This window comes from Bifidobacterium animalis subsp. animalis ATCC 25527, assembly GCF_000260715.1.
Lineage (GTDB): Bacteria > Actinomycetota > Actinomycetes > Actinomycetales > Bifidobacteriaceae > Bifidobacterium > Bifidobacterium animalis.
This window is the reverse complement of sequence record NC_017834.1, coordinates 1481238-1494989: the sequence shown is the minus strand read 5'-3', so window position 1 is coordinate 1494989 and position 13752 is coordinate 1481238. Positions and strand designations below refer to the sequence as shown.

Genomic DNA, 13752 nt, shown 5'->3' with positions numbered 1-13752 from the left:
TGCTGGTGTCGGCAGTGACCGAGCGAAGTGAGGAGCGATATGAAGCGGATTGTGGCAGGCATTGTGGCACATGTGGACGCCGGCAAAACCACGCTGTCCGAAGCGCTCCTCTACAACGCCGGCGTCACGCGTAAGCTCGGCCGCGTCGATCACGGCGACTCGTTCCTCGACACGAATCAGATCGAACGTGAGCGCGGCATCACAATCTTCACCGAACCGGCGGTGATCGAATCCCCGAACATGGAGCTCACGCTGCTCGACACCCCGGGCCACGTTGATTTCTCCGCGGAGACGGAACGCACGCTACGGATGCTCGACTATGCGGTGCTCGTGGTGAGCGCGTCGGATGGCATCCAGGGTCACACGGAGACGTTGTGGCGCCTGCTCAGGCAGTATGACGTGCCCACGTTCATATTCGTCAACAAGATGGATATGCCGGAGACGAGTCGGCAGGCCATGCTCGCACAGCTGCAGCGCAGGTTCTCGGATTCCTGTGCCGACTTCACCGCCAATGCCGCCGGTGAGCTCGACGCGGCGACGTTGGAGACGATTGCGTTGCAAGATGATTCTGCGATGGACCAGTATGTGGCTTCGGGAAACGTCGACATTCCCACGATAGCCGGTCTCATCGCACGCCGCCGCGTGTTCCCGGTGTATTTCGGAGCGGCCCTGCGTATGGAGGGCGTGACCGAGTTCATGTGCGGATTCGAGACCTACACACAGCAGCCTGCGTACGGTGAGGATTTCAGCGCGCAGGTGTTCAAGATCTCCCACGATGCATCGGACAACAGACTCACGTGGCTCAAGGTGACCGGCGGCGAGCTGTGTGCGAAGATGGTGCTCGAATCCGGTGAGAAAATCGATCAGGTTCGCGTGTACTCCGGTGCGAAATCGACGACGGTGGAACGCGTGGCCGCCGGCGAGGTGTGCGCGGTCACCGGACTTGGGCGCACGGTGCCCGGCGAGGGGCTCGGTGCGGCGGAATCTGCGGGCGCACTGGTATTGCAGCCAGTGCTCACCTATACGCTGCTCCCCGGGGATTGCGACCCGCACGCCTGCCTGGTCGCGTTGCGCGAGCTGGAAGACGAGGAGCCCCTGCTGCATGTCGTATGGCAGCCGCGCCTGCAGGAGGTGCACGTGCAGTTGATGGGCGCCGTGCAGCTGGAGATTGTGGAGGAGTTGATGCGCTCGCGGTTCGGTCTTGAAGTGGCGTTCGGGCAGGGGTCGATCCTGTACAAGGAGACGATAAGCGCGCCGGTGGAGGGCGCGGGGCATTTCGAACCGTTGCGTCACTATGCCGAGGTGCATGTGCTGATCGAGCCTTTGGCACGCGGCGCGGGCGTTGAATTCGCGACCGCCGTGAGTGAAGATGTGCTCGACCGTAACTGGCAGCGCGCCATTGTGCAGCATCTGCGCGAAAAGGAGCATCTCGGCGTGCTGGTGGGCGCGCCGCTCACCGATGTGCGATACACGCTGATCGGCGGGCGAGGGCACTTGAAGCATACCGAAGGCGGCGATTTCCGCGAGGCCACGTATCGCGCGGTGCGCATGGGGCTCATGGTCGCCCGCGACGCCGGTGAATGCGTGTTGCTGGAGCCGTGGTACAGATTCCGTCTCGAAGTGCCGCAAGACATGCTCGGACGCGCGATGAGCGACGTGCAGCGAATGAGCGGTGTGTGCGAGGCACCGTCTGCAGACGGCGAATTCGCGGTACTCGAAGGCGAGGCGCCGGTGAGTGAGATGCGCGACTATGCGATGGACGTAAGCGCCTACACGCACGGTCGTGGGTGTATCTCACTGGTGTTCGGCGGCTACCGGGATTGCCATGATGCGGACGTGGTGGTTGAGCACGCGGAATACGACGCCGAATCGGATCTGGAGAACACGCCCGACTCGATGTTCTGCGCGCACGGTGCCGGTTACCCGGTCAAGTGGTACAAAGTGCCCGAATTCTGCCATGTTCCAATGCAGACAATTCAGTGAGATGACGTTTTTCGGTTTGTGTGAGAATCTATGTCAAATATATGACCTCGAAATATATGCCTACAGCGGTTTTAGCCGATTGGGTGCGGCAGTTGAGGTGTAATGAAAGCACCTTAGTTGCTATTTCAAGGAAAGGTGGTCACTATGGCAGATGACAAGAAGGCGCACGAGACGCTTAAGGAGAAGGTCGATGATTTCAAGGCCGATGTCGATGAGCGCAAAGCCGAGCATCAGGAGAAGGACGTGGTGAAGGATATCAATCGTGCCTTCAAGCATGATCTGAAGTCCGATGTCGATCTCGACAAGGCCGCAGACAATGTGGACAAGGCGGTGGAACGCGAAGCCGAGGCACAGGAGGGCTGAAACGCTCTGTTGTAGGTGGATACCTGCTGGCGCTCGCTGGTGCCAAATATGCAAAAGACTCCCATTGGGGAGTCTTTTGCATTTGGAGCGGACAACGGGACTCGAACCCGCGGTCTCGACCTTGGCAAGGTCGCGCTTTACCAACTAAGCTATGTCCGCAACATAACCGGAGAACCGGTTTCGTGGGCGATACAAGATTCGAACTTGTGACCCCTTCCGTGTCAGGGAAGTGCGCTACCTCTGCGCCAACCGCCCGAAGCGAGTAACAACATACGTCATCTGGCGGACAAGTGCAAGTGTAATGTTCCTCCCGACGCACGTGCGGCAGGTGGCGAGCCTTTGGAATCATTGGCTCGAACGGCGATGTGGCGGTTTCGTGTGCATGGCTGGAATGTTGCCGACCTCAGATCGTGCCCTTGGTGTTGCCCCCCAAGTGTTGCGCCCCGGATGCGCGGGGCAGAGTTTCGTCACTGTCGCAAGCTCCCTTACGTTCCTCAACCCTGCCCCGCACATCCGGGGCGCAACTTGCACTTCTCCTCCACGAATCCGGGTGTGAGCAACTCTGCCCCGCGCATTCGGGCCGCAACAGCTGCGGTGACCTTTCTGTGGTGTACGGATGCGGGTGATGGCTGCTGTCGGAACCCGCCTCCCTGGTGTGAGATGCTGAAATGCTGCCGCGAGGGGGTGCCGTGCTTCTCGGCGGTGAGTCTGCGGCTCTGTCGCCACCCCGTCCGACGGTGGTCTGTTCTGCAGTGGTCGCCTGTTCGCGGGGGTCGCCTGTTGGAGGGGTTTTCTTGGGTTGTGCGTCCTGTTCTTGTCTGTGTCAGCCTGCGTAATTGGGGTCGTGTGTGGCGTGGGTTTCGTCTCCTTTTACGTCTGGGGAAAAGGTGGGGTGGAGATTGTTTCCTGTGGTGGTTTCTTTCTTGTGTGTTTGCGGATTGGTGATATGGCCTGGTTTTTGTTCCGCATTTCACCTAACTCGATGGGAGATGATGGAATCATGTCCAAGGGCACGAGATACACGGATGAGTTCAAGGCGAAGGCCGTCAGGCTGTTGACGGAGTCCCGTCCCTCGTATTCGTCGGAGACGAAGGCGATCGCCGAGGTGGCCAGGGATCTGGGCGTCTCGTCCGAGACGCTGCGGCGTTGGCGGAACCAGTCGGATGCGTCGGCCGCGGAACAGTCGGAACAGTCCGCGCAGGAGGCGATGGCCGAGCTCAAGCGTCTGCGGGCGGAGAACGCGGAGCTGCGGCGGGCGAACGAGATTTTGACGACGGCGTCGGCTTTTTTCGCGGCGCGGCTCGACCCGACACGGCCCTGATGTCCGCGTACATCGACGCGCATCGGGATCGTTTCGGGGTCGGGCCGATCTGCAGGGTGCTGGGCGCGGCGTCGGATTGCGGGTTTCTCACGCCGCGCGGCTACCGCATGTTCAAGACCAGGCCGCCCAGCCGCATGAAGGCGCGCCACGAGGCGCTGGCCCGGGACATCCTCCGGATCCATTCGGATTTCTTCATGGCCGTGTACGGATACAGGAAGGTCCATGCCCAGCTGCTCGCCGAGGGGTGGGATCCGTCCGAGGTCGGCCGCGACCAGGTGATGAACATCATGCGCGAGCTCGGCATACAAGGCGTCAGGCGCGGCAGGACGCCGGCGACCACCAGGCCGGCGAAGGGCGCGGGCGGCAGGCCCGACCTCGTGGAGCGCAGGTTCCGGGCCATGGCGCCGAACCGGCTGCACGTGGCCGACATCACCTACGTGCGCATGACGGACGGGCGGTTCGGCTACGCTGCGTTCGTCACCGACGTATTCGCCCGCCGCATCGTGGGATGGGCGTGCGCCACCAGCATGAACACCGAGGAGCTGCCCCTGCAGGCGCTGGAGCAGGCGATCTCCTGGGCCGCGGGGCACGGCGGCACCCGGGGGCTCATCCACCACTCCGACCACGGCTCCCAGTACATCAGCACGGTGTACACCACGCGCGTGCGCGAGTACGGGATGCTGCCCTCGACCGGCACGGTCGGCGACTCCTACGACAACGCCATGGCCGAGTCCGTCAACGGCGCGTACAAGACCGAGCTGGTCTGGCGGCGCAAGCCGTTCCGGGACGTGGGCGACCTGGAGCTGGCGACGTTCCAATGGGTCTCATGGTGGAACTCGAAACGCCTCCACGCCAGCCTGGACTACAGGACACCCGAGCAGGTCGAAACCGAGTACTATACGAACCAGGCGACACAAGCCGCCTCACTATAAAGGCGGAACAAAAACCAGACCAGTTCATGGTTTGTGTCTTTTTGTGTGTTGGTTGGTTGTGTGTTGGTTGTTTGGTTGGTTTGGGGGTGTTTTGGCTGGTTTTCGACACGCCGGTGGTGGTGAGTGTTTTCTAGGGGTTTTGTGGTGTGTGGTTGGGGGTGGGTTTGTGTTTTCGGGGTGGGGCGTGTAAGTTATTCATCTTGCTGCCGGTTGGTGAGCTTCTGGACTGGGTCCGGGTGTGTTCGCCGGCTGTGTGGTGGTGGTTTGAGAACTCAATAGCGTGTACTGTACTACTTGACCAAGGTTGATGTCGTTGCGGCTGTCGTGGCCGTGATGGTGCTTGGTCGTCTTTTATGATGCCAGTTCCGTTGTCCGCCTGCATGGTTTCGTGTGGGTAATCCTGTCGGGTTTTGATGGATGGCGGAGGTTTTTTGTGTGACCGTCCTTCCTTATTGGATGGTCCGTCTGATTTCTTTTGAAATGGATTTGAGAGTCGTTTTTGGCTTTCTGCAATGTTTGTTGTGGAGGGTTCGATTCTGGCTCAGGATGAACGCTGGCGGCGTGCTTAACACATGCAAGTCGAACGGGATCCCTGGCGGCCTGGCTGCCGGGGTGAGAGTGGCGAACGGGTGAGTAATGCGTGACCAACCTGCCCTGTGCACCGGAATAGCTCCTGGAAACGGGTGGTAATACCGGATGCTCCGCCCCACCGCATGGTGGGGTGGGAAATGCTTTTTGCGGCATGGGATGGGGTCGCGTCCTATCAGCTTGTTGGCGGGGTGATGGCCCACCAAGGCGTTGACGGGTAGCCGGCCTGAGAGGGTGACCGGCCACATTGGGACTGAGATACGGCCCAGACTCCTACGGGAGGCAGCAGTGGGGAATATTGCACAATGGGCGCAAGCCTGATGCAGCGACGCCGCGTGCGGGATGGAGGCCTTCGGGTTGTAAACCGCTTTTGTTCAAGGGCAAGGCACGGCTTCGGGCCGTGTTGAGTGGATTGTTCGAATAAGCACCGGCTAACTACGTGCCAGCAGCCGCGGTAATACGTAGGGTGCGAGCGTTATCCGGATTTATTGGGCGTAAAGGGCTCGTAGGCGGTTCGTCGCGTCCGGTGTGAAAGTCCATCGCCTAACGGTGGATCTGCGCCGGGTACGGGCGGGCTGGAGTGCGGTAGGGGAGACTGGAATTCCCGGTGTAACGGTGGAATGTGTAGATATCGGGAAGAACACCAATGGCGAAGGCAGGTCTCTGGGCCGTTACTGACGCTGAGGAGCGAAAGCGTGGGGAGCGAACAGGATTAGATACCCTGGTAGTCCACGCCGTAAACGGTGGATGCTGGATGTGGGGCCCTTTCCACGGGTCCTGTGTCGGAGCCAACGCGTTAAGCATCCCGCCTGGGGAGTACGGCCGCAAGGCTAAAACTCAAAGAAATTGACGGGGGCCCGCACAAGCGGCGGAGCATGCGGATTAATTCGATGCAACGCGAAGAACCTTACCTGGGCTTGACATGTGCCGGATCGCCCCGGAAACGGGGTTTCCCTTCGGGGCCGGTTCACAGGTGGTGCATGGTCGTCGTCAGCTCGTGTCGTGAGATGTTGGGTTAAGTCCCGCAACGAGCGCAACCCTCGCCGCATGTTGCCAGCGGGTTATGCCGGGAACTCATGTGGGACCGCCGGGGTCAACTCGGAGGAAGGTGGGGATGACGTCAGATCATCATGCCCCTTACGTCCAGGGCTTCACGCATGCTACAATGGCCGGTACAACGCGATGCGACACGGTGACGTGGGGCGGATCGCTGAAAACCGGTCTCAGTTCGGATCGCAGTCTGCAACTCGACTGCGTGAAGGCGGAGTCGCTAGTAATCGCGGATCAGCAACGCCGCGGTGAATGCGTTCCCGGGCCTTGTACACACCGCCCGTCAAGTCATGAAAGTGGGTAGCACCCGAAGCCGGTGGCCCGACCCTCGTGGGGGGAGCCGTCTAAGGTGAGACTCGTGATTGGGACTAAGTCGTAACAAGGTAGCCGTACCGGAAGGTGCGGCTGGATCACCTCCTTTCTACGGAGAATTGAGCGTGCATGGTTGTGTGCACGGTTGTGTGGCTGGGGTTTGCCGAGTGCGATGGTTTCGTCGCCGCCCTGGCTTGCTGGTGTGGAAGAGTCATATTGGATCACGGTCGTGTTGGTCGTGGTGGTGTGGTGCGTGCTGTTGGGTTCCCTGGCCGCCACCGGCCCCCCGTGCGGGGGTGTGGTTGCCTGTGGGTCCCCCAGGTCGGCTGCCCGGTGCCTGTTGGTGCGGGGTGGGTGTCCTGGTGGGGTGGTGGTTTGAGAACTGGATAGTGGACGCGAGCATCGGCCCGCCCGTTGTGGGTGGGGTTGGTGTTCGTACTGTGATTCGAATCCGAGGAATCGTTTTTCTTGGGTTCGTTCGTATCGTGTGGGGGCGCGCCGTGTGCGGTGCGTCTCCGTGATCTGATGTCGTTCTAGGGTTTTTCAGTAGTGCTTTGGTCATGGCGGCCGTGTTGTGGTTGTCGTGATGGGCGTATGGTGGATGCCTTGGCAGACAGTACCGATGAAGGACGTGTGGGGCCGCGATAGTCCTGGGGGAGCCGCCGACATGGCTTTGATCCCAGGGTGTCCGAATGGGGCAACCCGCCAGCCGTCATGGGCTGGCACCGCACTTGTGCGGGGGGTACGCAGGGAAGTGAAACATCTCAGTACCTGCAGGAGAGGATACTCCGTGAGTAGTGGCGAGCGAAAGCGGATGATGGCTAAACCGTGCGTGTGTGATACCCGTCGGGGGTTGCGCGCATGGTGTCGTGGGAACGCCTGTCCAGCGGCCGACGCCGTTGGCTGTGGTGATAAATGCATGCGTGAGGCGAACCGGGTTGGATACCGGGCCGGAGAGGGTGATGGCCCCGTAGCCGTATGCGCGTGCACCATGGATGGTGTCTCCCGAGTAGCGCGGGACTCGTGGAATCCCGTGTGAATCCGCCCGGACCGTCGGGTAAGCCTGAGTATACCTGTCTGACCGATAGCGTACGAGTACCGTGAGGGAAAGGTGAAAAGCACCCCGGGAGGGGAGTGAAAGAGTTCCTGAAACCGTGCGCCCGCGAACCGTCGGAGCCCCCTGGTGGGGTGACGGCGTGCCTATCGAAAAATGAGTCTGCGAGTCAGTGGCATGTGGCGAGCATAAGCCGTGTGGTGTATGCGTAGCGAAAGCGAGTCTTAAAAGGCGTTTTGAGTCGCGTGTCCTGGACCCGAAGCGGGATGATCTAGCCCTGGTCAGGTTGAAGCGTGGGTAAGACCGCGTGGAGGACCGCACCCACTTAGGTTGAAAACTGAGGGGATGAACTGGGGTTAGGGGTGAAAGGCCAATCAAATTCCGTGATAGCTGGTTCTCTTCGAAATGCATTTAGGTGCAGCGTCGGTTGATTGCGTGTGGGGGGTAGAGCTACTGGATGCTTGCGGGCCCGTACCGGGTACCAACAGCAACCAAACTCCGAATACCCATCGCGTCTATTCCGGCAGTGAGTCGGCGGGGGATAAGCTCCGTCGTCGAGGGGGAGACAGCCCTGACCGTCGTCTAAGGTCCCCAAGCGCGTGCTAAGTGGGAAAGGATGTGGAGTCGCATAGACAGCCAGGAGGTTGGCTCAGAAGCAGCCATCCTTGAAAGAGTGCGTAACAGCTCACTGGTCTAGTGGTTCCGCGCCGACAATGTAGCGGGGCTCAAGCACGCCACCGAAGACGCGGATGCAACGTTGTGTTGCGTGGTAGGAGAGCGTCCCACACCGGGGCGAAGCGGCGGGGGAACCCGGCCGTGGACTGTGTGGGAGTGAGAATGCAGACATGAGTAGCGAGAGCAGGGTGAGGATCCCTGCCGCTGGAAGACCAAGGGTTCCAGGGCCACGTTCGTCGTCCCTGGGTGAGTCGGGTCCTAAGGCGAGGCCGACAGGCGTAGTCGAATGGATGAACGGGTCGATATTCCCGTACCGGCTTTCGGACCGACCAGCAGCCCGTGTGAACAAGGGCCATCCGATACGGTTGATGGGGGCTTCGGCCTTCTGATTCCGTTGCTGTTTGGCCTGGACGCGCATGGGTTGAGCGTTTCAGGAGTGACGCGGACGGGTAGCCGGCCGGGGAGGTGGTTTTCCCTGGTCAAGCGTGTGGCCCCGCCCCCAGGCAAATCCGGGGGCATGATGGGGTGAGGCGTGATGATGGGCGCTGTTCAGGCGTGATATCCGGTGATCCCGTCGGCCGAGAAAAGCTTCGGCGCGAGGTCCGTTGCCGCCCGTACCCCAAACCGACACAGGTGGTCTGGTAGAGTATACCGAAGCGATCGAGCGAATCCTGGTCAAGGAACTCGGCAAATTGCTCCCGTGCCTTCGGCATAAGGGAGACCCCCGGCGGTTCCGGCCCCGTTCGCGGGCCGCGGGCGGCTGGGGGTGGCACAGGCCAGGGGGTAGCGACTGTTTACCAAAAACACAGGTGCATGCCAAGACGCAAGTCGCCGTATATGCACTGACGCCTGCCCGGTGCCGGAAGGTTAAGAGGATCCATCAGCGTCCCCTCGCGGGATGCGAAGTGGTGAATTCAAGCCCCGGTAAACGGCGGTGGTAACTATAACCATCCTAAGGTAGCGAAATTCCTTGTCGGGTAAGTTCCGACCTGCACGAATGGCGTAACGACTTCCCCGCTGTCTCGACCAGGAGCTCGGCGAAATTGCAGTACGAGTAAAGATGCTCGTTAAGCGCAGAAGGACGAAAAGACCCCGGGACCTTTACTATACCTTGGTATTGGCATCAGGTGCGGATTGTGTAGCATAGGCGGGAGGCTTCGAAGCCACGGCGCCAGCCGTGGTGGAGCCGGCCAGTGAAATACCGCTCTGTCCCCATCTGATGCCTAACCCGGACAAGTGAGCCTTGTCGGGGAGAGTGCCTGGCGGGTAGTTTAACTGGGGCGGTTGCCTCCCAAAGAGTAACGGAGGCGCTCAAAGGTCCGCTCGGCCCGGTTGGCAATCGGGTGTCGAGTGTAATCGCACAAGCGGGCTTGACTGCGAGATCGACGGATCGAGCAGGGACGAAAGTCGGAGATAGTGATCCGGTGCCGGCGTACGGACGCGGCATCGCTCAACGGATAAAAGGTACCCCGGGGATAACAGGCTGATCATTCCCAAGAGTCCATATCGACGGGATGGTTTGGCACCTCGATGTCGGCTCGTCGCATCCTGGGGCTGGAGCAGGTCCCAAGGGTTCGGCTGTTCGCCGATTAAAGCGGCACGCGAGCTGGGTTCAGAACGTCGTGAGACAGTTTGGTCTCTATCCTCTGCGCTCGTTGGAATCCTGAGGAGGCCTGCCCATAGTACGAGAGGACCTGGGTGGACGAACCTCTGGTATGCCAGTTGTCCCGCCAGGGGCACGGCTGGTTGGCCACGTTCGGGAGGGATAACCGCTGAAAGCATCTAAGCGGGAAGCCCGCTCCAAGATAAGGATTCCTGACACCCCCCCTGGGGGGTGTGTGAGACCCCATAGAGAACATGTGGTTGATAGACCGGACGTGGAAGCCCCGCGAGGGGTGGAGCCGACCGGCACTAACGGTCGAAGACAACCAACACCACCATGACACAAGCCAGGACAACCCCGGCGGCATCATCATGGCGGCACGAACACCAACATCCCTCAACACCCGCGTCCACGATCCGGTTCCCAATCCGCCACCCGAACGGAGAATAACAGAATTTTGCGGCGGCCATGGCCCAGGGGAGACGCCCGGTCCCATTCCGAACCCGGAAGCTAAGCCCTGGCACGGCGATGGTACTATGCCCGAGAGGACATGGGAGAGTAGCACACCGCCGCAACCACACTTCACCGAAGGCCCGGGGAACACACGTTCCCCGGGCCTTCGCATATCCCAAGCAACCCCCCACACGGGCAAGCTGGCGCCGTTCCCCGGCCCGGGCGGACAATCCCCACCGCCCGCACCGCCACACGGGAGGAACATATCACACCGCGCGATTTCCATCCCATGAACACCACACCAAACCAGAAGAACAACATCTCCTGACTATTTTCTTCCCACTTACGCGCCTTCAGCGCGGGAGCAGCACCCATTGCACGGGTCTGAAGTCGCACCTGTGCAGCAATCTGAAATTGCCCCCTGCCAGCATATCGGCAATGGCATGCCTATTCGATAAAGCAAAAGCCCACCGCGTGAGCGATGGGCGAATTGCATATGAAATCTTGTGCACACAGGTCACACGCACGTACGCATGGAGATATCTGCCGAGCGGGCGCCAATGTAACGCCGCTGCCATTCCAGGCATTGGTACGTCTGCGTGGCGTCGGACAGCGCGCGGTGCTCCTCAACATCGCCAATGCCGTAGCGCTGGATCAGATCGACAAGACGATGCCGTTCAGAGGGGAACAGCAGTCTGTCTATGTGCATGGTGTCAATGGGACGCACGGCAAAGCGTGTGGAGTCGCTGAACACGCGTTCCGCATTGGCAATGAGGAATGAGAGATCGAATTTGATGTTATGCCCCACCAAACGGTCATTCTCGGTCCAGTGTATGAAATCCCCGAGTATGTCGTCTATGACGGGCTGGTCTTCGAGCATCTCGTTGGAAATGCCGGTGAGCTCCGTAATGCGTGCGGAGACGCGTCTGCCGGGATTGACGAGCTGCGTGAACCGATCCACTATCTTGCCGTCGCGCACTTTGACGGCGCCGATCTCGGTGATGCGGTCATGCTGTGCGCTGAAGCCGGTCGTCTCCAGATCAAGTGAGATGTAATTCATGGGGATTCGCGATGCTGGCTTCATGGCCACCTCGTTTCTACCGTCCGCTTGCAGTTCCCTGCACCCTTCTTCTTGCCGAATAAATTACCACTTCCATTGTAGTACGCAATAAAATATTCGCTTTTCTTGTCTACCAGTCTATCGGAACACACCATGAAAATACGCGGCAAAATATTATCGTCGCAATTCATACGCAACCATTCACGATTCCACTATAAACGTGGGGCAAATGTGCGCGTGCAGTAAAAAATATGTGTATAGATTATAAAGATGGCGCTTAAACCAGCTGCGGGAACTGTGATGTGATCGTGCGCTCGTGATCCATATATGCGGTCGTCTCATGCATGGCCATGGTGATCGTTGCCTGACGAATATCCGCGCCGGGAGCGTCGTCACGGGCGTCTGCGGAGACGGTGAATGGCAAACGCATCTGGTGCCACACCGCATTGCCGTGCACGGACTGGCTGCGGCCCTCGTCAATGAACCCGAACGAGCTGTAGAATGGCAGCATTTTCTCCTTGCAGGCGAGCACGATGCCGTGCCTGTGCGAAAGCGCGCTGTCGAGAATCACGTGACGCATAAGGAACGAGGCGCAGCCACGATGCTGGTACATGGGTGCGGTATTGACGCCGAGAATCATCTGCCAGGGGGCATCGTCCGCATGCAGGGCCGTGGAGCCGTACATATCGTCGGTGAGGTCGGGTGAGCCCACGCATGGCCCGTCGATGAAGCTGACGAGCATGCCGTCGTCGACCTGGGCTGGGAAGCAGTCGTTGTCCGGCTCGGCGGGATTCACCAGAAGCCAGAAGTGGTTTGGATAGCTCTCCACTCTGTTGGCCAGTTGGTCGATGTCGGCCGCCTCCTGCGGAGGGAAGCACGCGGCCTCCACTGCCGCCAGCGCGTCGAGGTCGTCAAGCGTCGCATGTCGAACAAGCATAAGGAACATACTCTCTCAGGGCATACCCAATTGCGGGCGAAGCGGTGTTTCTGCGCCCGCGAGCTGAAATGGCGGCGTCCGAGGCGTGAATGGTGTGGCAGCGATGCCGCGGTTTGCCGTGAGTGCCCCAACTGGACTGCATAGATATAACACGTATTCGAATTTGCTTATACCTAGGCAGATGCCTGTGATTTCACCAGTATTGAGCCGCATATCAGTTTTGGCTATAGCCACGCCGGTGAATCGCCCGGCGCCGCTTCGTACAGTGTCAACTGTCGGTTCGAGCAAAGCTCCTCAAGAACAGGATGCAAGGCCGAACGGGCGGAGAGCAATGAAAGGAAGGGATCTCAGTGAAATACGCGATTCTCGGAGCAGGCGGCATGGGCATTCAGTACGGCGTGCTGTTGCAGGAATTCGCACATCAGCAGGTGGATTTCGTGGACACCTGGACCGAGAACGTCGAGAAGATTCGCGAGCAGGGTGGTGCCTATGTGTCGCAGGACGGCGAAGGACGTCACTTGGTGCCGATCAACGTGTACTACCCGGAGGAGTATGCCGGAGACCCGGACGTATGGATCGTGTTCGTCAAGCAGCATCAGCTTCCCGAATTCCTTGAGCGCACCGCGCCGCATTTCCGCAAGCATCAGGTGGGGTTCTCGGCGATGAATGGGTACGGGCATTTCGAAAAGCTCGCCGAGTACTTCCCGAAGCATCGCATTTATGGCGGCACGGCGTTGATCGGCGCGTATGTGTACGGTCCCGGTGATTTCAACTTCACCGGCGGCGCGCATGCGAAGGCGATGAACCTGTGCGCGTACGACGAGCATGATGTGGAGGAGGATCCAATCGAGCGGCAGCTGTTCGCCGAATTCCAGGCGGCCACGCTGAATCCGACCATCGTGCAGTATTTCCTCGGCATGTGTTTGGCGAAGATCGTGTTCAACTCGGTGCTCAACACGTTGTGCACGATGTATCAGATTCGCTTTGGCGAGTTCGCCTCACACCCCGCGGCTCCGATTCTCACCGAACGGCTGGTCGACGAGGCGTATGGCGCTGCCGAGGCCGCCGGCGTGCAATTGCTCGGCACACGGGAAAGCGAGGTGGAGACGATAATGCACACGGCGTCGATCGCGCATCCGTTGCATTATCCCTCGATGTATCAGGATCTAACGAAATGCCGCCCGACCGAAGTGGATTACATCAACGGCTACATCGCACGCTTGGGACGCGAACACGGGTACATCTGCCCGCTGCATGAGTTCGTGACGCAGGAGGTGCATCTCGCCGAGCATGCGTTCGCGATCCACCATCCCGACATCGCCGCCAAGGTGGTCTCGCAGTCTGTTGAACTCGCAGACTGACACGGCCTCCCCATCGCCATATTCAATATTCACAGATTTCAGATTTCATATTCACAGATT

The 13752-nt window shown here is 59.8% G+C and carries 5 protein-coding genes, 2 tRNA genes, 3 rRNA genes and 1 pseudogene; 7 read left to right on the top strand and 4 right to left on the bottom strand.

Going from position 1 to position 13752, the window contains the following annotated elements; translation table 11 throughout:
• Positions 1–39 precede the first annotated feature (39 nt).
• Together BANAN_RS06335 and BANAN_RS06330 are read left to right on the top strand one after the other, a co-directional pair.
• Complete coding sequence (locus tag BANAN_RS06335) at positions 40–1983, top strand: GTP-binding protein (RefSeq protein WP_014698078.1); 1944 nt, start codon at positions 40–42, stop codon at positions 1981–1983.
• Positions 1984–2127: 144 nt separating this feature from the next.
• Positions 2128–2346, top strand: coding sequence for a hypothetical protein (locus tag BANAN_RS06330; RefSeq protein WP_014698077.1), 219 nt, complete (start codon positions 2128–2130; stop codon positions 2344–2346).
• 83 nt (positions 2347–2429) lie between these two features.
• Here the strand turns inward: BANAN_RS06330 and BANAN_RS06325 are convergent.
• A tRNA-Gly gene (locus BANAN_RS06325) sits at positions 2430–2505 on the bottom strand.
• Positions 2506–2529: 24 nt separating this feature from the next.
• Positions 2530–2601: transfer RNA gene (locus BANAN_RS06320), tRNA-Val, on the bottom strand.
• Positions 2602–3346: 745 nt separating this feature from the next.
• Between BANAN_RS06320 and BANAN_RS06310 the strand changes: the two are divergent.
• The 4 genes and pseudogenes from BANAN_RS06310 to rrf all read left to right on the top strand — a co-directional run.
• A pseudogene (locus BANAN_RS06310) lies at positions 3347–4613 on the top strand (IS3 family transposase); the annotation flags it as partial.
• 504 nt (positions 4614–5117) lie between these two features.
• Positions 5118–6658, top strand: a 16S ribosomal RNA gene (locus BANAN_RS06305).
• 465 nt (positions 6659–7123) lie between these two features.
• Positions 7124–10212 (top strand): 23S ribosomal RNA (locus tag BANAN_RS06300).
• 127 nt (positions 10213–10339) lie between these two features.
• A 5S ribosomal RNA gene (rrf, locus tag BANAN_RS06295) occupies positions 10340–10456 on the top strand.
• Together the 16S, 23S and 5S rRNA genes form the textbook arrangement of a ribosomal RNA operon.
• A 395-nt stretch (positions 10457–10851) precedes the next feature.
• Here the strand turns inward: rrf and BANAN_RS06290 are convergent.
• Both BANAN_RS06290 and BANAN_RS06285 read right to left on the bottom strand, forming a co-directional pair.
• Positions 10852–11418, bottom strand: a complete 567-nt coding sequence (locus tag BANAN_RS06290; RefSeq protein ID WP_014698076.1) for a 3'-5' exonuclease — start codon at positions 11416–11418, stop codon at positions 10852–10854.
• Positions 11419–11671: 253 nt separating this feature from the next.
• Positions 11672–12331, bottom strand: coding sequence for a GNAT family N-acetyltransferase (locus BANAN_RS06285; protein WP_014698075.1), 660 nt, complete (start codon positions 12329–12331; stop codon positions 11672–11674).
• A gap of 350 nt (positions 12332–12681) precedes the next feature.
• Here BANAN_RS06285 and BANAN_RS06280 point away from each other — a divergent pair, with 350 nt between their 5' ends.
• The gene (locus BANAN_RS06280) at positions 12682–13692 is read left to right on the top strand and encodes a ketopantoate reductase family protein (protein WP_014698074.1); all 1011 of its coding nucleotides are present in this window, start codon (positions 12682–12684) and stop codon (positions 13690–13692) included.
• The last annotated feature ends 60 nt before the right edge of the window (positions 13693–13752 follow it).

Excerpts from the sequence above, each read along its gene's own strand:
- BANAN_RS06285 (WP_014698075.1), bottom strand. The coding sequence starts at position 12,331 with ATGCTTGTTCGACATGCGACGCTTGACGACCTCGACGCGCTGGCGGCA.
- BANAN_RS06290 (WP_014698076.1), bottom strand. The coding sequence starts at position 11,418 with ATGAAGCCAGCATCGCGAATCCCCATGAATTACATCTCACTTGATCTG.
- BANAN_RS06335 (WP_014698078.1), top strand. The coding sequence starts at position 40 with ATGAAGCGGATTGTGGCAGGCATTGTGGCACATGTGGACGCCGGCAAA.
- BANAN_RS06330 (WP_014698077.1), top strand. The coding sequence starts at position 2,128 with ATGGCAGATGACAAGAAGGCGCACGAGACGCTTAAGGAGAAGGTCGAT.